General features: G+C 54.0%; 15 protein-coding genes. 3 read left to right on the forward strand and 12 right to left on the reverse strand.

Annotation, left to right across the window (positions count from 1 at the left end; genetic code table 11):
• Positions 1-68: 68 nt before the first annotated feature.
• The 5 genes from SH573x_RS12655 to SH573x_RS12675 all read right to left on the reverse strand — a co-directional run bounded on the left by SH573x_RS12655 (position 69) and on the right by SH573x_RS12675 (position 8050).
• Positions 69-3896: a hypothetical protein gene (locus SH573x_RS12655; RefSeq protein ID WP_479355538.1), complete on the reverse strand. Its 3828-nt coding sequence runs from the start codon at positions 3894-3896 to the stop codon at positions 69-71.
• Positions 3897-4214: 318 nt separating this feature from the next.
• Positions 4215-4892: a class I SAM-dependent methyltransferase gene (locus SH573x_RS12660; protein ID WP_479355539.1), complete on the reverse strand. Its 678-nt coding sequence runs from the start codon at positions 4890-4892 to the stop codon at positions 4215-4217.
• Between the two features lie 100 nt (positions 4893-4992).
• Complete coding sequence (locus SH573x_RS12665) at positions 4993-6027, reverse strand: BON domain-containing protein (protein ID WP_479355541.1); 1035 nt, start codon at positions 6025-6027, stop codon at positions 4993-4995.
• A 287-nt stretch (positions 6028-6314) separates the two neighbouring features.
• Positions 6315-6836, reverse strand: a complete 522-nt coding sequence (locus SH573x_RS12670) for a hypothetical protein (RefSeq protein ID WP_479355543.1) — start codon at positions 6834-6836, stop codon at positions 6315-6317.
• Between the two features lie 101 nt (positions 6837-6937).
• Positions 6938-8050, reverse strand: coding sequence for a type IV pilus twitching motility protein PilT (locus tag SH573x_RS12675; RefSeq protein WP_479355544.1), 1113 nt, complete (start codon positions 8048-8050; stop codon positions 6938-6940).
• 685 nt (positions 8051-8735) lie between these two features.
• Here SH573x_RS12675 and SH573x_RS12680 point away from each other — a divergent pair.
• Positions 8736-9773 (forward strand): DUF1559 domain-containing protein, encoded by a 1038-nt coding sequence (locus tag SH573x_RS12680; protein ID WP_479355546.1) that lies wholly within the window; start codon positions 8736-8738, stop codon positions 9771-9773.
• Between the two features lie 39 nt (positions 9774-9812).
• A complete protein-coding gene (locus SH573x_RS12685; RefSeq protein ID WP_479355548.1) occupies positions 9813-9983 on the forward strand; it encodes a hypothetical protein in 171 nt (56 codons plus the stop codon).
• A 218-nt stretch (positions 9984-10201) separates the two neighbouring features.
• Here SH573x_RS12685 and SH573x_RS12690 read toward each other — a convergent pair whose 3' ends face one another.
• The 5 genes from SH573x_RS12690 to SH573x_RS12710 all read right to left on the reverse strand — a co-directional run bounded on the left by SH573x_RS12690 (position 10202) and on the right by SH573x_RS12710 (position 18991).
• Positions 10202-10849, reverse strand: coding sequence for a hypothetical protein (locus tag SH573x_RS12690; protein ID WP_479355550.1), 648 nt, complete (start codon positions 10847-10849; stop codon positions 10202-10204).
• Positions 10846-11451 (reverse strand): glycosyltransferase family 25 protein, encoded by a 606-nt coding sequence (locus SH573x_RS12695; protein WP_479355552.1) that lies wholly within the window; start codon positions 11449-11451, stop codon positions 10846-10848. Before SH573x_RS12695 ends, SH573x_RS12690 begins: the two co-directional genes overlap by 4 nt.
• A 17-nt stretch (positions 11452-11468) precedes the next feature.
• Positions 11469-12803, reverse strand: a complete 1335-nt coding sequence (locus SH573x_RS12700) for a glycosyltransferase family 2 protein (RefSeq protein WP_479355554.1) — start codon at positions 12801-12803, stop codon at positions 11469-11471.
• Positions 12800-13471, reverse strand: coding sequence for a hypothetical protein (locus SH573x_RS12705; RefSeq protein ID WP_479355556.1), 672 nt, complete (start codon positions 13469-13471; stop codon positions 12800-12802). The genes SH573x_RS12700 and SH573x_RS12705 overlap by 4 nt, the downstream gene beginning before the upstream one ends.
• A 102-nt stretch (positions 13472-13573) precedes the next feature.
• Entirely contained in the window at positions 13574-18991 is a 5418-nt protein-coding gene (locus SH573x_RS12710; protein WP_479355557.1) for a protein kinase domain-containing protein, read from the reverse strand.
• Between the two features lie 58 nt (positions 18992-19049).
• Here SH573x_RS12710 and SH573x_RS12715 point away from each other — a divergent pair, with 58 nt between their 5' ends.
• Positions 19050-19751 (forward strand): glycosyltransferase family protein, encoded by a 702-nt coding sequence (locus tag SH573x_RS12715; protein ID WP_479355559.1) that lies wholly within the window; start codon positions 19050-19052, stop codon positions 19749-19751.
• Between the two features lie 57 nt (positions 19752-19808).
• Here SH573x_RS12715 and hemP read toward each other — a convergent pair whose 3' ends face one another.
• Complete coding sequence (gene hemP, locus SH573x_RS12720) at positions 19809-20024, reverse strand: hemin uptake protein HemP (protein ID WP_479355560.1); 216 nt, start codon at positions 20022-20024, stop codon at positions 19809-19811.
• 33 nt (positions 20025-20057) lie between these two features.
• On the reverse strand, positions 20058-21254 hold the full coding sequence (locus tag SH573x_RS12725) for a PepSY domain-containing protein (protein ID WP_479355562.1): 1197 nt from the start codon (positions 21252-21254) through the stop codon (positions 20058-20060).

Here is a 21254-nt window from a genome sequence, read left to right on the forward strand (position 1 = left end):
CAGTGCGGCGGGATTGGCTTTTGCGGCGGGAACGGAAACGCTGCCTTTCGCGGAGCGAAAGGAGACGATTACTTTTCGGACTCTTGTACAGCTCGGCGGAAGGCATCGTACTGTCGCCGGAGCGATTCGGGGGCACGCATACGCGATCCACTGTCGCGCAGACCTTTCAATTTGTCATCGCGACCAGCCGCAGTGGGGCCCTTTTGGCTGGGGGGCACCAGCCCCAACGCTCGCAATTCGTCGTTCCATTTCCGTTGTTTTTCAGGATCGGGCGAGCTAGCCAGGCTACGAGCCGCTTGCCAACGTTTGAGAAATGCATCCAGATCTTCTTTTGTCCAATTCAGTTCGTGCAACAATTCGGGATCGGGCTGATCTTTCTGCTCGGTCAGATAGTCCAACACCATGTTCGTAACCTTGTTGGCGTATTCTTCATTGGCTGCAGCTTGTCCGCTGGGCACCGCGTTTGGATCGATCTCCCTAGGTTGTTTCGGCGCCGATCCAGAATTGCCCCCACTAGTCGCACCCTGCCCCGACTCTCCACCAGACTGGCCGCTACTGGTCGGATCGGATTGCCCCGAAGGCTTGCCCTGGCCGTCTGAATTCTGACCACCAGCAGACTCTTGTCCCGCATCCGAGTCTTGACCAGCATCAGACTTCTGTCCCGCATCCGACTTTTGTCCCGCATCAGACTTTTGTCCCGCATCAGACTTCTGTCCTGCATCAGACTTCTGTCCTGCATCAGACTTCTGTCCTGCATCAGACTTCTGTCCAGCATCAGACTTCTGTCCAGCATCAGACTTCTGTCCAGCATCAGACTTTTGTCCTGCATCGGACTTTTGTCCTGCATCAGACTTCTGACCAGCATCGGACTTCTGACCAGCATCAGACTTTTGTCCTGCATCGGACTTCTGTCCTGCATCGGACTTCTGTCCTGCCTCAGACTTCTGTCCCGCATCAGACTTCTGTCCAGCATCAGACTTCTGTCCAGCATCAGACTTCTGTCCAGCATCAGACTTTTGTCCCGCATCAGACTTCTGTCCCGCATCCGACTTTTGTCCCGCATCGGACTTTTGTCCCGCATCGGACTTTTGTCCCGCATCAGACTTCTGCCCTGCATCAGACTTTTGTCCAGCATCCGACTTTTGTCCAGCATCCGACTTTTGTCCAGCATCGGACTTCTGTCCAGCATCGGACTTTTGTCCAGCATCGGACTTTTGTCCAGCATCGGACTTTTGTCCAGCATCGGACTTTTGTCCAGCATCCGACTTTTGTCCAGCATCCGACTTTTGTCCAGCATCCGACTTTTGTCCAGCATCCGACTTTTGTCCTGCATCAGACTTCTTTGTAGCATCCGACTTTTGTCCAGCGTCGGACTTTTGTCCAGCGTCGGACTTTTGGCCGGTGGGTTGTTGAGCTGAACTTTCGGAATCTGACTTTGAGTTACTTTGCTGTTTGTCCATTAAGTCTTTAACACGTTCGATGACATCGCCATCGTGTTTGGGCTTGGAGCGTGATTGCGCATCGGACTTGCCGTCTTGGTTCTTGGATGAACTCTTGCCCGTATCGCCTGACTCTCCCTTGTTCGAACTGTTTTGACTGGAATTGCTCTGTCCAGCTTTGTTGTTTGATTGACTGTTGCTGCCTTTGTTGGAGCTGGACTGCTTTTGACCAGCGCTGCCTTGTTCGGAGCGATTCTTACCGGAGCTCTCTTGGCTGGAATTACCTTGACCAGAAGTACCTTTCGATTGATTCTTCTGTGACTGTTGGCCGCTTTCACCCCCAGCACTCGAACTGGCCGCCGAGGAATCCGAATTCTCGGATTGCTGTTGGTCTGATTGAGACTGCGACTTGGAATTTTGAGACTTACCCTGCTGCGACTTGCCTTGCTGAGATTGTGAGTTTTGCGATTGTGAATCCTGAGACTGGGCGTTTTGCGACTGGGAGTCCTGCGAGCTGGAGTCTTGAGGATTTGCGTCTGACTGATTGGCGTTCTGCGAGTTTGCATCTTGCGAGTTTGCATCTTGTGAGTCACGGTCCTGTGACTCGCCGCTGGTTGATTCAGCGTTCTGTGACTTGGGAGCGTCCGAGGATGAGCTATCGCCCGAGTTGTTCGCTTCGTTGGATGAACTGCTGGAATCGTCGGCATCAGATGACTGATCTGGTGGCAGTTCGGGGTCGGCTTCAGGAGGATTGGGCGGTGGTTGATGAGCGGCGTCGGTTTCCGCCAATTTGTTGGGCTCGACGATCTCGATCGTTAGCGGATCGGAGGTTGTTTCATTAGGAGCTGGTTCGCCGGAGACCGGGTCATGTCGATTATCGGCCGCACTTGCCGAGATGACGAAGCGATCGCCGACGGCGGCTTGGAAGTCAGCCGCGCGAAATCGCCACAGTTTCACTTGACGTCCGAGCACTCCCTCACCGCGCAGCACAACGGCTTGCTTCAGCTTTTTTTCTTGGCGTGACACATGGATGACAACCTGTTGTAGACCAAAGTCGGGATCAATCGCCCGCACCTCTATATTCATTTGGCCACTGGCCAGCATGCGCATGCGGCGATCTTCGGGACCGGGGATGCTAACTTCGGGAGCCACATCGGCCAAGATCTTGGCGCGGAACTCGATGGGATCTTCATTTGCATCACCGCGATCGTTAAAGCCGCGAATGCGATAGCGAGCGACTGTGGGATTGTCGCGAGCCTCATTAACTCGCAATAACCATTGGCCGCTCAACTTCTGGTTGGACACTTGCATGGGCAGCGATGCGCGAGCCCGCAGAAGTTCTCCATTACCATCCAACTCGGGATCAATTTCAATTTGCCCGCGCTGCAGCTTTTGATTGCTGGTGGCCGAAATGAAAGCGGTTGAGCCCTCGACGGCTTCGATCTCGCTATTGGTCAACGTGCGTTTGGGTAGCTTGGTGTACTTCGGAAACTCGACGACGATGGTCTCTAAGCTGACGGCCGGCGTGCGGCTGAGCGTGATACGGTACGGGCCGCTGCGCAGATCGCCGGCTTCGATCCAATAATCGAGTTCGTGTTGCACTCCTCGTCCAAGACTACCACTGGCCTGAGCGGTTGAAAGAGTGCCGACATAATGAAAGCCCTCTTGGGCAGCATCAAGTGGTTTACTTTGGTCAACCAGCTGACCATCCAGTGTGCTGTAACGAATGGTTACTGCTTCGCCAGTCCGCAAGCCGCGCAGTTTGACATCCAGTTTCAATGGCTTGCCCTGCGTGACTTCTCCGGCGCCTGGTTCCAAGGACACCAATTGCACGCGAGCCGGTGCGGCTAGCGACGACCAGGGCATGATCAAACGCTTGCCAGTGTCCCACACGCTTTTCGGCGAAAACATGCCATACACGGCCAGTCCAGCTAACAGCAACATCATCGTGGCCACAGCCTTGATCAAGTTGCGTGTGTCCAACGAGCTAGAAGGGTCTTCCGCGTGAATGTAACGCGCAGCGTGCCTGGCCAAGCCGGCCATGATGCCGCGCGGCACACCATTGTCCGGCAGCGACTCCAGTTGTAACCAACTGACCAAACCGGTTTTCAGTTCCGGCTCGGCCTGCTCGATCCGCTGGGCCACATAATCTGGATTGATTCGACGATACAGCAAAGGCATCACAAAACGAACCATCACCCAAGCTGAACTGCCTAATAAAGCGAACCAGACCAGCCAGCGCGCGAGCATCGACATGGGGATCAACCAATGTTCAATCACACTGGCAATCAGCCAAGTCGCGATGAGCGCAGAGAGCCACACAATAATCAGAGTGGCGAGATCTTGAATTCGCAGCAGAATGGCCGCCCGCTGGATATGGCGGCGCAGCATGATCTGGATTTGATCCGATGTCGAGGGCGTGGTTGTCCCGGTGGCGGCCGAAGATGAAGTGCTCATGGACGGATCGAATCCATATCGAAGTCCGGATAGTACAGAAAAGCGCTGCCTCTAATTATAGCTTAACATCGGTCCATTTAGCCACTCCTCTGGGGCTAATTGAACGCTAAGCAAAAGGACACGGAGGCGGCGGATTCTGGAATTCCTCTGATACTCCTACTCGTACTCGAAATGGTCGGGAAGTGCACCAATCGAGTAGGAGTAGGAGTAGGAGTAGGAGTAGGAGTAGGAGTAGGAGTAGGAGTACGAGTAGGAGTAGGAGTAGGAGTAGGAGTAGGAGAGCTAGGTCTCAGTTCACGGAGTTTCGCAAGCGAGAACTTAACGGCCGGAGATCAGTTTGCTGAGCGCTCGAAACTTGCTGGCAGGCGCGCGATGCAGCTTGGCGAATTGCTCCCAGCATACGTTGGCTCGGGCTTGAGCATACGCGACCAGGCACTGGCTAGCCGGTGTGTTTTGAGGCACGGAGAAGATGACATCGTCGATGACCTGCACCATGCGAGGTGTGCGCGCTGTGCACAGAGCGGTAATGATGTTGGCCAGGCCAGGCCAGTGGGCTGGATCATGAGGCAAGGGAGGTGCGCATAGAAACAAACGCGCGTCGTCGATCAAAATTATGTCGCTGGGCCGATCACATAGGCAGGCCAGTTCGTCCATCAATGGACACTCGTCGTCGTGACCCGCGGTCTCGCCACCCGAGTAATGTCCGTCTAACCAATACACCGTGGGTGTCGGTCCACTCTGCTGTATGACCTGCGGTAGCACTTTTCGAGAGTCGCCCAAGTGAGGCGTTACACCCGGCAATTTGGACAGCCTCGCACTATGTGCTTCAAACAGTGAGGCGGCTCGTTCAATGGTGTGAACAGTTTTAAAATGCTGCGCAGCCCACTCCGTTGTCCCACCATGAAACGTGCCCGTTTCAACGAATGTTTTCGCGCCGCAGAGTTGGGCAAGCTCGAGAGTAATTTGCTGCGGTATACCGCTGGTGACCAAACCCATTTCGATGCTCCTGCCCGAAGGTACGAATTCTAGACCAAGAATTCTCAGAAGCTGTACTTACGAAATTTGGGCAAACTGTGTCAATGTTACTTAGTCTGTGCTACTCGGTCGCGCTGGCAGATTCGGGATACTGCAGTTCGCTTTTGACGTTTACCACTCCCGGTTCCAGGCCTACTAAACGGATCGCTAGTTGAGCATCGGATTGCGAGTCAACTTTGCCAGACAACGTCGCCGTTCTACCATTCATCAACACTTTAACGGCCGCGAGATTCGGCGACTTGAGGTTGTTCAAACGATTCTGAATGCGCACTGCAGTCACCGTCGACCGGGGAATTCCGTCATCCATAACCAGTGGGCGGCGTCTGGCTGGCAGAGGGCGAGAGGTCGATGCATCGCTAGCGCCCGCCCGGTTGTTGACATTGCGAGCTAAATCCGGCGCAGCTTTGACACTTGGTCGCGCGGTGGGTCGGGTGGGCATGGCCCCCGCGGACATCGAGGCATCCATTCCCATTTCCCCGTTGGCCCCAGGGATCATCATGCCGTTGGGTGCGACGCCAGGATAGTTCATGCCAGGGTAGTTCAAACCCGGAACTGCCAGACCGCTGTTGGCCAGTGCGGCGTAGTTGAACGCACTGCCAAAATCGCCATATCCAGGACCATATCCCAGCCCATTTCCCAGGGCACCCGCGGAAGCTATCCCCACTTCACCACTAAATATCTCAGCCGCTACACCCGGTGGAAACATGCCGGTTCCAAAACCATAAGGCAAGGGTGCCCCAAAGCCCAAGCCAGGTGCTGCGTAAGTATTCCCCACGCCACCATAGCCATAACCACCGAATGCTGGAGCAGCTTGCATGACAGCTCCACCATACGCCCCATTGGAAAGCCCGCTGTATCCACGAACCGAACCCACGACGGGCGAACCAAAGTAGTTGGAGTTGGTGGTCGAGTTAGACAGACCACCGCCGGTTCCAAAACCACCTGCGTTTCCCAAGCCACCAATGTTGGATCCAAAGGCTGTTCCGTTATAGCCATTGGCCCCAAAGCCATTCAACTGTGCGTGCGTGGCGTGGGAAAGCGACAGCGTTAACAGTGATACTGCACCAGCCACAACGAACTTTGCGCGCCACATCATTCAGCACTCCACAGGTTTGGTTCAATCCATCTGTTACTCACTCTAGCATTATTACAGTCTGTGCTGCAACATCCGTGCCTCACGTAGCCGAGTCTCTCCGAGACTCGGATCTGACCAACGTCTCGGAGAGACGCTGCTACGTGTTCCACGTAGCCGAGTCTCTCCGAGACTCGGATCTCATCAGCGTCTCGGAGAGACGCTGCTACGTGCTGCACGTAGCCGAGTCTCTCCGAGGCTCGGATCTAAACAGCGTCTCGGAGAGACGCTGCTACGTGTGAGGCTAACGCCTACGGCTTAGGAATGCGTTCGAGTTCGAACAGGTTCTCGCGTTTACCTCCGGTAAAATCTTTGGGGGCATCGCCACCGGGGAGAGCGTAAACGATTTTCAGTTTCTTGCCGTCTTCAGACAGCTCGATCAGCCCTTGGCTAAGTTGAGGTTCGTCGGCAGCCAGTTCACCGCCAGCAGTTGGATCTTTCGTCCGTTTGGGTATCACTGTCATCAGGATATTCCAAGGTCGTTTGTCAATGTTCAGTTGGTAACTGGCGCTGTACCTCTGCTGCTTGTCGCGATCATAAGTGGTGATCGTTTTCTCCGTGATTTTAACGGTCACGTCGGTCAAGTGATCTTGGCGAATGTCTTCGCCATCGGACTTCCCCGCTCGAATCACGTAATCACCAGTCAGTTGCTTGATGATCTTGGACTGAACTTCGGGAGTGTTAGCTGGTTTAACTTCTTGGGCAGAGAGCCCGGCGCCGATAGCTCCCAGAAGTACCATAGCGTAGCCAGCTAGAAATTTCTTGCACTTCATTTTTCCACCCATTGGCATCTTGAGTCACTTTACTTGAATCCAAGGAAGTGGGAATGCAATGGATGTGCCAATTTGGACAATCGATTAACGCCAGCAGGAGGTTACCTTTTGACCCTCGAAACCAAGCCTTCGCTTTTGACGTGAATACCATGGACGCGCGAGTGTAGTTGTTCGCGATTGGGAGAAAACTCTTCAGCCACACGCAGATCGACCATTTTGGATTCGACCAGGCGCAGCAAGCTGTCGTTGAAGGTATGCATGCCTTCATCTTTAGAATCGGCGATAGCTGCGGTGAGATCTTGCTCGCGCGAGTCGCGAATACACTGGGCGACGATCGGCGAGTTCAATAGAACTTCGGTGGCCGGGACGACGCGCACGTCGGGTTGTGAGCTGGGTAAGAGTCGCTGAGCCATGACGGCTCGTAGGCTGTTGGCCAAAGTCGAGCGGATAAAGGGCTGCTCGGAAGCTGGAAAGAACTCCAGCATGCGCGAGAATGACTGCGTTGTATCGGTCGTGTGTAAAGTCACAAAAACCAGGTGCCCAGTTTCGGCTGCCATCAGTCCGGCAGTCAATGTTTCTTTATCACGCATTTCGCCGATGACGATCACATCGGGATCTTGGCGCACCGCGCCCCGCAGGGCAGTTGGGAAGTTCAGCACATCGATGCCGACTTCGCGTTGACTGATAACGCTCTTAAGTGGTTTGAAGAGATACTCGACCGGATCTTCTATCGTGATGATATTGTAGGCATGAGTGCGATTCATGTGATTGAGCATGGAGGCCAGCGTCGAGCTTTTGCCGCTCCCTGTTACTCCACAGATCAGCACTAAACCATCGTGGACATGCGTGGCCACGTGTTCGTAAACCGGCGGCAAGTGGAGCTCTTCGAAGTGTGGGATGTTGGAATTGACGCGACGGATCGAAGCATGCAGTCCGCCGCCTGCGCGAAACACACTGCAGCGAAACCTCCCTTGATCATCGGTCCTCGAAAAATCCACGCCACCTTCGTTTTCCATCTGCGAAACTAAACGCGTGGGAATGATTGGTTGCAGCAGGCGCGAGGTGTCTTCGACGCTCAGCGGGGGTAGCTCCAGGTGATGTAGATGAGCCGCGACACGGTAGGCAGGCGGCGAGCCTACGGTGATGTGCAAATCCGAAGCACGAATCTCGTGCATTTTCGTTAGCAGCCGCTCAATTGTCAGTTCACCGTGCATGAATTACTCCCACTCTAGTTGGCATTCGAAGCGCGACAAACTCGTATTCTCTTCCCAATCAAGACGATATCCTAGCCCCATATTGCCGCAGGCACCACCTCGTAGCAGAAGCCGTCGTAGCGGAAGCCGTCAAGGCTTTCGACACCTCGTGCAGTCCAAGTAGCGACCTGCCGCTCGAAATGCTTGACGCATTCCGCTACGCGTAGATAAGTCGCGCAAAGGCTTCCGAAACCTAACAGCAGCGTTGCCTTAAGTTTCGCGCCACCCGCGAGAACTTGCAACTTTGTCATTATTGTCGGTGGAGTAAGGGACACAGCGTAGGATTGGCTCCCTTAACGGACCGAGTGATATCTGCATTCAGTACGATTGATTTCGCCATTTAATCACATCGGTGGCTGATCAATACTTAAGACACGCTTAATCTAGGCTAAAAATTAATTAGTTATGATCTTGTGCTATGAAAGCGAGATCCTATCTAATTTACAGACAATTCGCGACGAACCTTTGCACGCATTTGAGTAGAAATTCCCCACAGCTTATAGACTTCTTAAAGCATTACGTAACATTAAAGCTCGCTAGCAGGCGTCAGTGGGGTAAGCGTCCGCGTTCTTTTGACCGATAGTCTGAGTTGTATAGAATCGCAAATACATTTCTCAGCGATCTTATTTCTTATCGGGAGCAACAAATGAGAACGAATATCTGGGCGAGATCTCCTCGTAGTGCGTTCACCCTCGTTGAACTGTTGGTAGTCATTGCGATCATTGGAATCCTGGTAGGGCTACTTCTGCCAGCAGTGCAAGCGGCGCGCGAAGCGGCTCGGCGCATGCAGTGTTCGAACAATGTCAAGCAACTCGTTCTAGCTCTGCACAATTACGAATCGGCTTTTAAATCCTTTCCGTCGCAAGCCGAGTTCGGGGCGGGCAGCACGAAAGTCAATTTTACCACTGCCTATCATCACACTTGGCTGGAAGACATCTTGCCGTATATCGAGCAACAAGGTCTGTACAACGCCACCGATCGCATTTTGCCGGTGTGGGGACAACCGATCGTCAATACACTGATTCCAACGTTGCGGTGCCCTTCGGATGCATCATATCAGCGCGTGCGGGACGCACACGAAATCGCCCCAACCAGCTACGGCGGCAGTGAAGGCTATCACTGGTGGGAAACTGCTGCTGTCGGTAATTGGGCTCCGTGGAACGCGCTGAGTGATCCGTTTACGGCCAGTGGCGATATGTCGGGTCTGTTTACGGTCAACAGGTACAGCAAGATGGCCGACATCGTCGATGGCACATCCAACAGCATGGTCATTGGTGAATGCGATTCGGCAGGATTCTACGGCGGACCATTCAACACCAGTGGAACTGGTTTGCATCGAGGCAATATTGCCGACATGGTATTTCGTTCCGCGTTTGTGGCTACCGCACAAGCCGGTTGGGCTGGTAATGAAGGCGGCGTTCCTCGAACGCTCAATCCCGACAGTTCCGCCAAAGCTGCCAACAGTTGGTACCGTGTTTCACCACATACTTACACGCCGACCTACATCACGGCGTGGGGCATTAACTCGGAATGGCCTGGTACGGGCAGCTATCACACCGGAGGAATTCAAGCCGGGTTCGCTGACGGCAGCGTTAGTTTCATGAGCGCTACGATGGATTGGAGTACCTACGTCAAATTGAATGCGATCGCTGACAACAACCGTTCGAACGATTCGCGCGAATAACCTCCTTCCCTGCTGACGACAATTAGAGGATTGATAGTTGTGAACATAATAAATCGATGTTTGTCTCTGGCACTTTGCGGCAGCTTGCTACTATCGGCAGGCTGCGGCGGCCCCGATCCACGCGAGAACCCAAACTTCAATGAAGCTTCGCTGAAGAATCCGGGCGCCATAAAGATGGAACCCCTGAAGAAACCTCGTGGTGCACGCTAACTGGGTCCAAGCCGCAATGGTGGGTTGCGGGCTGGGTTTGAAGGACGCTAGTGGAGCGCCGACCACGAATGTGGCCATTCAATTCACTCGCGATGGCTATAGCGACCGCTAGCTACGTTGGGATCCGATTGGAATTGTGACCCCATTTTTTTAAGTCGTGTTACTTTACATGTAAAGTAAGCGGCTAACCGCAGGGTCCCCCTTCTCCCTCAATGTGCTTAGGTCTGCGTGGTCGGCTGAATGCGAAGTTTACGAAAGATGGTCAGATGTCCAATTAGCGCGGCTGCGACTAAGACGCTGGGAAGCCATACAAAGGGAAAAGTGGCCACCCAGCGACTGTCGGGTTTCAATAGTCCGATTGTAGGAAAGCTGACAAAGCCGATTACGACTACCCAAATCAACAAAGCGAGCGCCAGCGCGTTCCAAATATGTAGTAGGGCACGAGGCAGACGATGAGCCAGCGGTGCCAGTAAGAGCGCCGAAACACCTGAGAGGATATCGAAGTTCAGTCCGCTCCAACTCATTTGTGGTGGCGCAATCCCCGCGTCGACCGCTTGATGAATTAGGATCTCGACCAGAATCCGGAAAGCGTGAAAACCTACTAACCAGTTTATTGGTAGCTCGACAATCGCTTTGGACCATGTGGACAGGGCCAAACTGCTCGAGAGTATAAAACCCAGCACAAACAAAGCCGGTATCAGCGGCGGTTTGCCAGAGAATCTCTGTTCTCCGCCGAAGAGTCCTACGATCGCGCACAGCATCACCCAGGCAGCGATCATCCCCGCCACGCGAGCTGATTTGGATGCAATGGCAACCAGGGACGCTACCAAAAGTGCCAAACCGATGAAGGCCAACTGCAAACTCATCGTTGAATAACCGCTTCCAAACCCAGTTGTATTCCAACGATGGGGTTAACGAGTGCGTAGAAATTTCCGCGGTGCGAAAGCTGATTGTACAGATGGTCGATGGGCATCTCGCACAAGCGATGATGCTCGAGAATGTACTGGGCCAGCGGTTGTGTGATGATGTATCCAGTTGTGCAGAGTGGCGTACCGTCAATGCGATAGTAGGCACCTTGCTGGCTTAACTTGCGATACTCTGAATTCAAATCGAGATCGCGCTGCAGGTGTATGTAATGAAAATCTGCCGGCAAACAGGATTCAATATTGTGCAGACCAAAATCGGGATCCGCCTCGAAACAGAAATCGTCCTCTAAGATACATGCCCAAGGCAAGCGATAGTCGATGATTCGTTGCAAGGCGCGCAAGTGTGCCAGGTAGCAGCCAACCTCGCCTACGTTTAGCGACGCTTCCGACAGTGGCCGACTCAGCGGCAGCTCAGACTCACGCCACTTGCCACACTCCACGCCATCGACGATCTCGAATCGTAAGCCGCTCGCTTGCAGTTTCTGTATGGCTGAATGCCGACGAGGTCCGGGCTGTGGCATGGAGATCATGAAAATGTGCATAGCGAAAATTGCCAACTTCAAAACTGTATCGAGAATTGTCGTAGTGAGCGGGCGTTGCCATGCGCTATTGGAATTTTACCAAGATGACGACTGGTGATCAGCCCATTGGGCAAGACTTGCACTTCACCAGGATGGCGATCGTGCACGCAGTAGTTCCAACCTTCATCAATTTTCTGCCAGCGATCTGGGTGGCTGTGGCAATAAACGTTCAGGCACATTTGGTCTCCCCAATCGGTCGTACCGCGCAGTTCAGGACCAGAGCGCAACTGGGTGGCAGCCATAAAATATTTGGCCATGCACTGGGCTGTGCCGGCGGCAAAACCACTATTCAAAAATGGGTTGCGTTGGAGTAGTTCCAGGGCTCGGCGCCGATGAGCGGGATCGTGGATCGACAGACTCCAGGGCGCGATAACACCATTGTGTGGGTAACCCTTGGGTTCCTGTACGGCCAGCAACTTGTCGGGCGCGCTCGTCACGGCACGCCATAACGGTTGCAGTGACGTTTGAAAGATGACATCGGAAACATCCCAGTAAGCGACAGGCATTTGTGGCGGCAAGCGACTGGTGATGTGGGCAAAATCATTTAAGCGACGCACAGGTACCATGACGCCATTGTTGGGCAGGGCCACAACTTCAACTCCAGGCATCAGCTTCAGACGCTGCACTTCCGATGGATACAAACCGTAGGTCACGGCAATGACCGTTTCCTGATTGCCCCAAGCTCGCAGAGTGCGCAGGAATTGATCTTCAAAGCGCCCGATGTCTCGCCGGTCGAACGCCGCCAGTACGCGCGCCGGTAAGTTTGGGCCGGTACTGCCAGAACTGCGGCGCCGCAAGTGCCTGGCGTCGGCGAGCGCATGATATTCGATGCAATAGCCTAAGCCGCGGACGTCTTGGCAGCAGCACGAACATTCACACATTGTCTCGGTCGAGCGAAACTCAATACGTGACAGCACCTCGCGGCGGAACAGGCACGCACCCATCCCAATGTGTCCACGCCGAAGCGGATTGGCCAGATCGCCATCATAGTCGGCGGCCACTGCGCCTAGTTCAGGAATATCGCGTAGGGCATTGACCAGCGTCACCACGCAACGCGCACCCAGTACAACATCATCATCCACGAACATTACCCAGTCGGACTGTACTGCTCGTTTGATTTCGTTACGAGCCCGGGCAATCGTTTGCCATCGATTCCTATCGCTGGCTTGGGGCCGGCCTGTTGATATGACATGTCGACACAGAACATCCTGTTGAGCCTCGATGGCGCGAACCACCTGTTCAGGCGGTCGGCTATGCGGTCGGCAAAGAGTCAGAACGTCCACCATCGGCCGACTCTGCGGGCTGCGGTTCACTCTGGTGCTCTCGGGAAGGGGGTGAGATCAAATTGGCTACAGTGCGCCACCATCGACATGGAACGCAAAACTTCAAAGTCGTCTTGGGCCCCAGTCGACAGGTCGTTATCGCGATCTTCAATCGCGCAGGAACCCAACGGCGAGCAAGAGCGTTTGAGTTCATCCAGCAGACAAGATTTGGGTGGCAAAGTGTGCGAAAGCCCTGTATACGGGTCATAGTGATTGACTGAGCGATCGCTGGGCAATGGCGGATAATATTGACTGCTTTCGGCGGCGGTCATCCCTGCACTAACGGCCAGCAACGTCGCTGTTTGTTCGGTAACAAACACGATGCCACGCACGCGTGCTTGATCGCTCAGCAACTTGACCAATCCTGGACCGATTTCATGTTTCAGCAGCCAGGTACCTTCGTTGATGTCGACCTGCTGCGCACTGTGGGGGATAAAGACCGCGCTGACCGCAGATAGCAGTACCTTGCGATGGATAGTCACTCGAGGGCTCGAACGCTCCGTGGCCACCAGTAGTTGATCTGCTCCGTTTGATCCGCACAACAATTCGCGTTTATCCTCCGCAATGGTCTCCAGCGATAAGTCGGCCAAGCCGGGAAAGGTGGCTGGGAATGTTACAGTGCCCGCCAGGAGCAGGTGTTTCAATTGCTCTCTATTCATAAAGTTATCGCTTCGCTTTTCTCAGGAATGCATAATATGGAATTTGTCTGCCGGAAAGTTGTAAAGCTAACTATTGTACAAATCGACTAATAAGAACTCCATCTAATTCTCAAGGTGTGTTCTGACAATTCTAAAAGACATATAGACGCGAACGTCAGTACATGTTTGTGCGTCGCGCTGTGCGGCCCGCGCGTCTAAAGGTTGATACAAGATGCCGCCGCCTCGGGTAACGATTCGCAGGTCTTCGCCAACTTGTGCGCCTTGGATACTGGGATCATCCATGGGGCGACTGCACAGGCGTGGGTACTTGGCTTCAGTAGAGGAGGTCCATTCCTTGGCATTACCGAGAGTGTCAAACAGGCCATAATCGTTGGGTAAAAGACGACCAACTGGATGCGTTTTAAAATCGGAGTTCACTGCGGTCCAAGCATGTTCGCCTAGTCTGTGTGGGTCGAAGCCAAACCAACGGCCTTTGTTGACTCCACCCCGGCAAGCCCATTCCCATTCGGCTTCCGACGGCAGGCGGTATCCGGTTCGGCGGAGCATGTCCGGTGGCAATTGCATGCCTGGTTTGATTTCATCGAGTGGCGGATAGCACATCTGCTCTTCAGGAATATCTTCCATTTCACTTAGTCGTCGGCAATATCGTATGGCGTCAAACCAAGTCACCCCGATCGCGGGGCACTTTGGACTGTGAGCGTAGTTTTCGGCAAACTGATAGTCTGGTTGTAACTTCTGAAATCGCTCGATGGTTACTTCCTCTGCCGATATAGCATACGAATGTTCAATGGTGACCGGGAAAAGCGGTTCTTTGTGGCCATCGCGTCCAGGCTCGTTATCGTAAGAGCCTAGCCAAACCACTTCAGGTGTACGAACAACGATCATCCGATCACCTGCAAGCGACTGAAACTCGTTGGCGTTGGACGTTATATCATTGTTTGTCAGGTCGACTTGCCAGGCGCTGGCCACAGCCATAAGTGCCGATCGGAAACCGGAATCGATAGCGCTGCGAACCAGTTGCGGCAATCCGGCCACGAAACGGTCGCGATCCGCACTATTGACTGTGTTTGGGTCGATCAGAGCCAATGCGCAGGCACAACTTCGCTGCATACTGAGCGGTGTTTGGTCGTTGGTTACTTGCTCCATCAACCACTGAGCTGGCAGGCCAAATTCGCTAAATGCGGCGATCATGGCCCCGCGCATTTCGGCTGCATCTTGATTGCTCAGCGCGTTGATCACCAATTGAGGTTCGTCCAGCTTCAGCAGCGCGACCGCCAGTCTGGTCAAGCGTCGGCTTTTCAGAACCTGATCGCTGATGTCGGGAAGTGACCGCCACCAATTGGTTGCAAACTGCACAGATGAGTTGGACTGGCTGGTGACCGCGTGAATGGAGACAGGATAGTAACCTTGGTCAAACATCCGACGGGCGCTGCGCATATGGTCTATTAAGGATTGGTAGTCAGCCGCTTGAGCCGTGACTGGCACTCCTTGCCACCAAATGGCATTTACTCCGGCCGGTTCATTCGCGTTGCGAAGAGAGCTCCTACCTTCCACCAGATTCAGCGACTTGCTGTAGGTCTGTCGTCGACCAAACTCTTCGCGATGCAGATTCCACGCATCTTCATAGTCGAACTGCTTGGCAGTCTTCCAGCGAATGGAGCTAAAGTAATCATACCCATCAGACTTTTGCACATGCAAATTGGAGCGAGGAAAGTTCAATCCCTGTTCCAGTAGTGGCCCCCAACCCTGGGTGTCATGTTGGCCTTGATGCACATCGATGTAAAGGTCCGCATCCTGGACGATCGAATCGTCGGGCGGATCGATCCAGATGCAGCAATAACGAATCTCGCCATCCGGCCGGCGATAGCAGGCCAGGGAGTCAGCGATAAAGCCTGTGGAGCGATGTTGCGTGGTAGTGCTGCGCACTTCTTCCGCCGTACGATCGAGGCAGAATTTTGCGCAAATGCCGTCGCGTAACCACAGAACTCCACAATAGAGTTGATCTTGCATGTAATAGGGGGCGAGAGCGGCCACACGAAAACCGTTTGATTCAAGCTGCCCGGCCAAGCCCTCCACCTGCGCAGCGGGTAAGCGGTGAGTGATAATCGCACCCGGTTGAATCACCGACTCCAGGGCGGCCAGTTCCTTAAACAGCGCGTCGCTAAGCGGTGGCGCGCTGACGGACAATGGCGTACGATCTCCGAGACACCACCAAGGTGAACCCCAGGGCGTTGACGGACTGGCAACGTGTTCGTACTTGGCAGACTCTTCTCGATACAGCCGTTCAATAGCCGAGATACCGTCGGCTTGATGCTTGGCAATGGCGTCTGTTAGCAGCGGTATTTCCGCAGGCTTGGCATCCAGTAACAGACTGACCAGCAACGTGAGGTCATAGGCTGCAAACTTCACCACCAGATTGACCGCGTTTAGCGAAGCTTGGGATCGTGATTCGTCTTTTAGGCTCTCAACCAATGGCGGGATCAGTTTTGGGGCTACTGGTGCAAAGCCTTCGCGCCAACGATCGATCCACAACGGATTCTCCGCTAGCAGCAGGCGACACAAATGCTTGCGATCATTATCGCTATCGAGCCAATTGGCCAGTTCCGGCGGCGTTTCACTAGTGGATGCCGCATTGGCCAACACACAAGCGGCGCGAATTTGTTGCCTGCGGTTCTCAGTTTCCGATCGCCAGACCGGCAACATAATCTCGCTAAGAGTCGTCAATGGAAACTTGAATTCTTTAGCTATCTCGACCACGTCGTCTTCATCACCAGTGAGCACATACTTACCCAGGACATTGATGGCCCGCGGTTGATCATTGAGCACTAGCGCCGCTCGCGCGCGGTCGTCTGGCTGCGTGCGCAAATCATCCAGTAACTGCTGGCACTGGCCGCGGACATACGACGACGACCGTAGTGACTCTGCCAATGGAATCGCCTCGTGAATTTGAGTATCCAGCAAGCGTTGGATGGAGTTTTGACCTGCAATCTCCGCATTGCGAGCCGAGATCCAATGATTGATGCCCACTAGCAGCAACAGGATCAGACCGACGACGGCCAACTTGCTAGCCACCGAACGCAAGTGTCGCTTCTGCGCAGCCGCCATCATTTGTTGCTGCGACGGCGTCCAACTGGTGGGATGAACGTAGCGACGCATCGATAGGAACTCGGTTAGCGTAGGTAGCGACTGCTTGCGAGGTCGAGCGCGGTATAGCTCCGCAAACTCCTCTAAACGCATCTTGGCTTTGCCGTGCCGGTTGGTTCGGTTACGAATTTCCGTCCAATAGCGAATGGGTACGATCAAAAAGTCGTGCGTTAATTGGTAGCCAGCCGTACACGAATCGACCGAAGAACTCTCAGCACTCAAACTTTCATCATCCATGCGATCGGTAGGAGTGATCAGGTGCAGTTCGCGGTCGAGAATATTCAGCAATTGTGCGAATGTGGCTTTGTCACGATACCCCGACGCAATGAAGAGGTCTTCCTCGGCGTGGATCGAGCCTTTAATTTTTGAACCAGCCTCGGGCAACAAGGTCCGCAGAACGCGATGCGCACCTTCGGCGTGAATGCACATGCGCCGCGTGGCCGATTCAGAGTCGAACGTTTCCTCCAAGAATCGCACGCCAATTCCGACCCCGCCTTTATCGAACAGATTGGCCGGTTTGTCCCAGGCACGATTCTTAAGCATTTCCGTCAGCAGCGCCAGCTGCACGCAAACGACTCGCCCATCCTTGGCCAGGTAATTAACAGCTGCATCCAGGAAGTTGGCTTGACCCACGCTCAACTCGTCAATCGAGTTGGACAGCCGACCGTGAGCTGCCCCAAACAAGTGCAAGACTTTGCGCGCGTGGCGTACATCAAACAAGTCAACGGCCGTTATGTTCACATCTTCGGCGATCGTGATATCCAAGGCCTGCAGCAACCGCGAGATACCCATCCAGAAGTCATCGCGTACCAAGAGGATGCACTGCAGAAATTCTCCATCGCATTGTCGCAAGGCCTGCGTCAGAGGTTCGCGCTCGCAGTCGGTGTGTGCGAACAGCCACTGCTCAAATTGATCGATGAAGATCACTAATTTTTTTTCTCGAGCGCGACGCACGATCGCACATGCGTCGATCACGGTTGTTTCGTCGTTGATCACCGTGCTCAAAGTGTGAGGAAACGCAGTTGCGATTTGATTGACTAGTTGTTTCTCGGTGTCATTGGCCGACGCCGCGATGTAAATAGAAACGACTTGCTCGGGGATTCGGGGAATGATGCCCGCGCGAACCAAAGATGATTTCCCGCAACCGCTGGGACCATAAATCAAGCCTACTGGCACTTTGGCTTTCAAACTGTCGGGCGTAATTCTGGACAGCCAGAAGTGGACGATTTCGGGCAGGCCTTCTCGATCGCGTGGCCCTGGCAACAGCTGCAGAAAAAAATCGGCATCATGTGTATCAAATGGACGCAAGCCTTTGGGGGTTATAGGCGGTCGTTGCACAGCCGATTCGAGCTTGATGAAGTCCGACGTCTCCGCTACTCCACTGCCCCCAAGCTTGGTAGCCAAGATGGCTCGCAGATCAGCCGACAACGAATCAAATGTTTGGTATCGATTGGCTACTGACTTGCACAAGGCTTTGAGGCAAACGTTGGCCAGCTCGGTCGGTATCTCGCGATTGACTTTGCACGGGTTGTCGGGTTCGTGAAACAAGATTTGTTCGAACAGCTCTGCTCGGCCTTTGGCAGAAAATGGTCGCTCCCCAGTCATCAGTTCATACAGCATGACGCCAAAGGAAAATATATCGGAGCGTCCGTCGACGCGATGTCCTTCACCCCGCGCTTGTTCGGGACTCATGTAGGCGGCGGTACCAACGTAAGCTGGACCTCCGCCGGCTTCGACATCGCGCAGCGCCAAACCAAAATCTGCTACAAACGGATAACTGCTTTCATCCAATAGAATATTACCGGGTTTGATGTCGCGATGGACGACCCCATGTTTGTGCGCATAGCTTAAGGCTTCGGTGACTTTGATCAGCACTGTGACCAGTTGTGACCAACTCGGTCGATTGCGCGCATACCACTGGCCCAGATGGCATCCTCGAATCAGCTTGGTAACGATGTAGCACGGAATATTCGGCGCGCTGGCCGCTCGATAGACCGGAATGATATGCGGATGATCGAGGCTCGCGATTGCGCGGGCTTCGCGCAGGTACATATCGGCGGAGTCGCCTTGCTTGACCAACAGCCGATGCGGGATCTTCAACGCGACTTCACGCTCCAAGAGCTGATCAAAGGCCAGGTAGACCGTCCCGAAACCGCCACGTCCGAGTTGTCCTCGGATGATGTACTCAGCCACAGAGACCGGAATTTGTGAAGGTACGTCTGCCGCGATATCCGGGCTGAAACCATCTTGCTCTACGTACTCCGTTTCATAGCTTTGCGTTGGGTATTGGAACGGTGTTTCTTTGGCCTGGCTGCTGTTAGGTTCTGTAAAATCCTCGGACTTTGTCTCCTCAGGATCTGCATCGTCGGGATACAATTTCGTCTTCCTTTAGTGGGAGGCAAATACATTGCGCACTTCAGGGGTCGGTGGGAGCATGGATTTCAAAATAATCATGTTCGGTACTTCCCATATTCATCAATACTCCAAGCTATCGGCTGCAATCAACCAGCGTTATTGCCAATACCATGGGTACGCATTTGCCTTCGAGCAGTATGATGGCGTGGCGCTAGCTCCGCAACACGAGAAGGTGCGTTTGCTGTACAAGCATCTCGGGTCAGCGTCCTACATTATGTGGATTGACTGCGACGCATGCGTTGTTGACTTCCGAAAAACTCTGGATGAGTTCTGCCCGGCCGACAAGGATTTCATCATCGCTGGCCACGAGAAAGGCTTCGATGCCGATGGAAATCATGTGGCGTTTCAGTCAGGCAGTATCCCCTGTGGCCTCAACACAGGGGTCATGATCGTTCGCTCCTCGACCTGGAGCTGCGAATTCCTGGAATCATGGTGGAATCGTTGCCTACGTCCACAAGCCAGGCATGAGTGCTTTCACGAACAGGGGCAGCTTCAGCAGATGTTTATGAGTAACCAACTCGAACTGCAATCGCACACGCACCTGGTGGTGCCCGCGTCAAAGTTCAACCGCTGTAATGACAATTCCGAGGACGTGTGTGAATTCATTCTGCATCTCTGGGCGGCTGACAATGTCCTGCGCGCGCAGACATTCCAGTCGATATTGGCCGGTAAACGCCCCCAGCTTCACGTCAAGCTGCCGAGCTTCTGCGTGCCATCGTGATACGCATTGGACGTGTCCACGTGCTTAGTCGAGTTGGAAAACCATTTTAGAGAACGCTCACTTGTTCAGCACTAGCTTGCCAGCTTTGGTGCGTCGCAGACAATACAGTCCACCAGCATAAGAAATATGAATCGTGGCGTGACCTCGAGCCAGCTCCTCAAAACTGTACTGTGGAACGGTGGCTAAGTCCGGGCACTCTTGTTTGCTCGGACTACATTCCGTTTTGGGTGGTGGAGAAATCTCACGGTTTGAATCTGAATTGCTGGTCGTCATATCGACTCCTAGATTCCATGTCTATAAAGGATCTTACGACCCGCGCAGCAACAAGAACATTGCAAAACCCAAACCGCCTGCGGCCACGACACTCAGCGCCATAGCGATCGTGCCCCAGCGACGCGTGGCTTTGATCTGCCACCACATCACGATCCCACTGATTCCCCAAAAGACCATGACGAAAGCCATGACATCTACCATGATTGCCCACAACCATCGCACGCCCAGCTCGGCGGGATACCCGTGAGCCGTATGGAGTCGCAATAGAAAGCGACGCCATGAGAAGGCATCCTTGGATCCGGCTGTAGGCGCGCTGGCTTGAACCGATCCGCTTACTTCATCGTGCCGACATCGCCACACCTGGCCGCCGGCTTCAACCTGAAAGCTCAGCGCTGGGAATGAAGTCAGACGAACAGCTTGTGCGTCCACTTTCAACTCGGGTTGCACACGCCTAAAAGTCTCTGTGAGGCTTTGCTTTAGCTGCTCAGATAGTTCGGCATTGAGCTTGAGGGGTTGCCGCGAAAGTGGCCTGGATTTCTCTGCGTTCTGCAACGTTGCATCATCGTTGCCCGCGTGGCCAATTGGGCTGGCGCCGCGGCCCGTCGGGCCGCGCCGTTCGTTACCGGCATTGTTGCCACCGGGAACGACTTCGAAAAAGGCAGTCTCACGGCGCTGTTCGGTTCGTTTGGGCACTCCTCGAAATGTCCCACTTTGGCCATCGATGTTGATCGAAAGGAAATAGCTCATGTCCGCGGTCTCAAACGCGCCGACGACCTGACTGCCTTCCCAGTCCGTATGGGATGGGTCGAGGAGTTTAATGGAGCCAGCATCAGCCTCTCCAAACCTGGCATTCAGCTCACGAACGACGGCCTGGCTGCGCTGCTGAAGATCCCATGAACTCATCGGCCAGGCTTGAGGTAAGTCGCTGGTGGCTATCGAACGGATAACATTGTTCGAAAAGTGCGTGGGATGGTTGAATAAGTAAGCGGTCACGCCATACATCAAAGCCCAGGGTGCGAGCAACAATCCGAAATAGAGGTGGCTGCGTCGCAAGAGCATTAGCGCGGCTCGCAGGATCGGATTGCGGGGGTGGCGCTTGAGGGTTGGCGAGTGCCTGGGAGTCATCGACCGCTCAACAGCGGTCGCTGGCGGATTGCTGGTTGGCTCGGACGCGACATCGACAATGGACATAATGTTTTGAATCTCGCGGATATATCGCATTCTGGGCAT

The organism is Rania fehmarnensis, assembly GCF_056494185.1.

What these genes read in the sequence shown, in the direction of transcription:
- SH573x_RS12655 (WP_479355538.1), bottom strand. Translation starts at nt 3,896, where the DNA reads ATGAGCACTTCATCTTCGGCCGCCACCGGGACAACCACGCCCTCGACA.
- SH573x_RS12660 (WP_479355539.1), bottom strand. Translation starts at nt 4,892, where the DNA reads ATGGGTTTGGTCACCAGCGGTATACCGCAGCAAATTACTCTCGAGCTT.
- SH573x_RS12665 (WP_479355541.1), bottom strand. Translation starts at nt 6,027, where the DNA reads ATGATGTGGCGCGCAAAGTTCGTTGTGGCTGGTGCAGTATCACTGTTA.
- SH573x_RS12670 (WP_479355543.1), bottom strand. Translation starts at nt 6,836, where the DNA reads ATGAAGTGCAAGAAATTTCTAGCTGGCTACGCTATGGTACTTCTGGGA.
- SH573x_RS12675 (WP_479355544.1), bottom strand. Translation starts at nt 8,050, where the DNA reads ATGCACGGTGAACTGACAATTGAGCGGCTGCTAACGAAAATGCACGAG.
- SH573x_RS12680 (WP_479355546.1), top strand. Translation starts at nt 8,736, where the DNA reads ATGAGAACGAATATCTGGGCGAGATCTCCTCGTAGTGCGTTCACCCTC.
- SH573x_RS12690 (WP_479355550.1), bottom strand. Translation starts at nt 10,849, where the DNA reads ATGAGTTTGCAGTTGGCCTTCATCGGTTTGGCACTTTTGGTAGCGTCC.
- SH573x_RS12695 (WP_479355552.1), bottom strand. Translation starts at nt 11,451, where the DNA reads ATGCACATTTTCATGATCTCCATGCCACAGCCCGGACCTCGTCGGCAT.
- SH573x_RS12705 (WP_479355556.1), bottom strand. Translation starts at nt 13,471, where the DNA reads ATGAATAGAGAGCAATTGAAACACCTGCTCCTGGCGGGCACTGTAACA.
- SH573x_RS12715 (WP_479355559.1), top strand. Translation starts at nt 19,050, where the DNA reads ATGGATTTCAAAATAATCATGTTCGGTACTTCCCATATTCATCAATAC.
- hemP (WP_479355560.1), bottom strand. Translation starts at nt 20,024, where the DNA reads ATGACGACCAGCAATTCAGATTCAAACCGTGAGATTTCTCCACCACCC.
- SH573x_RS12725 (WP_479355562.1), bottom strand. Translation starts at nt 21,254, where the DNA reads ATGCCCAGAATGCGATATATCCGCGAGATTCAAAACATTATGTCCATT.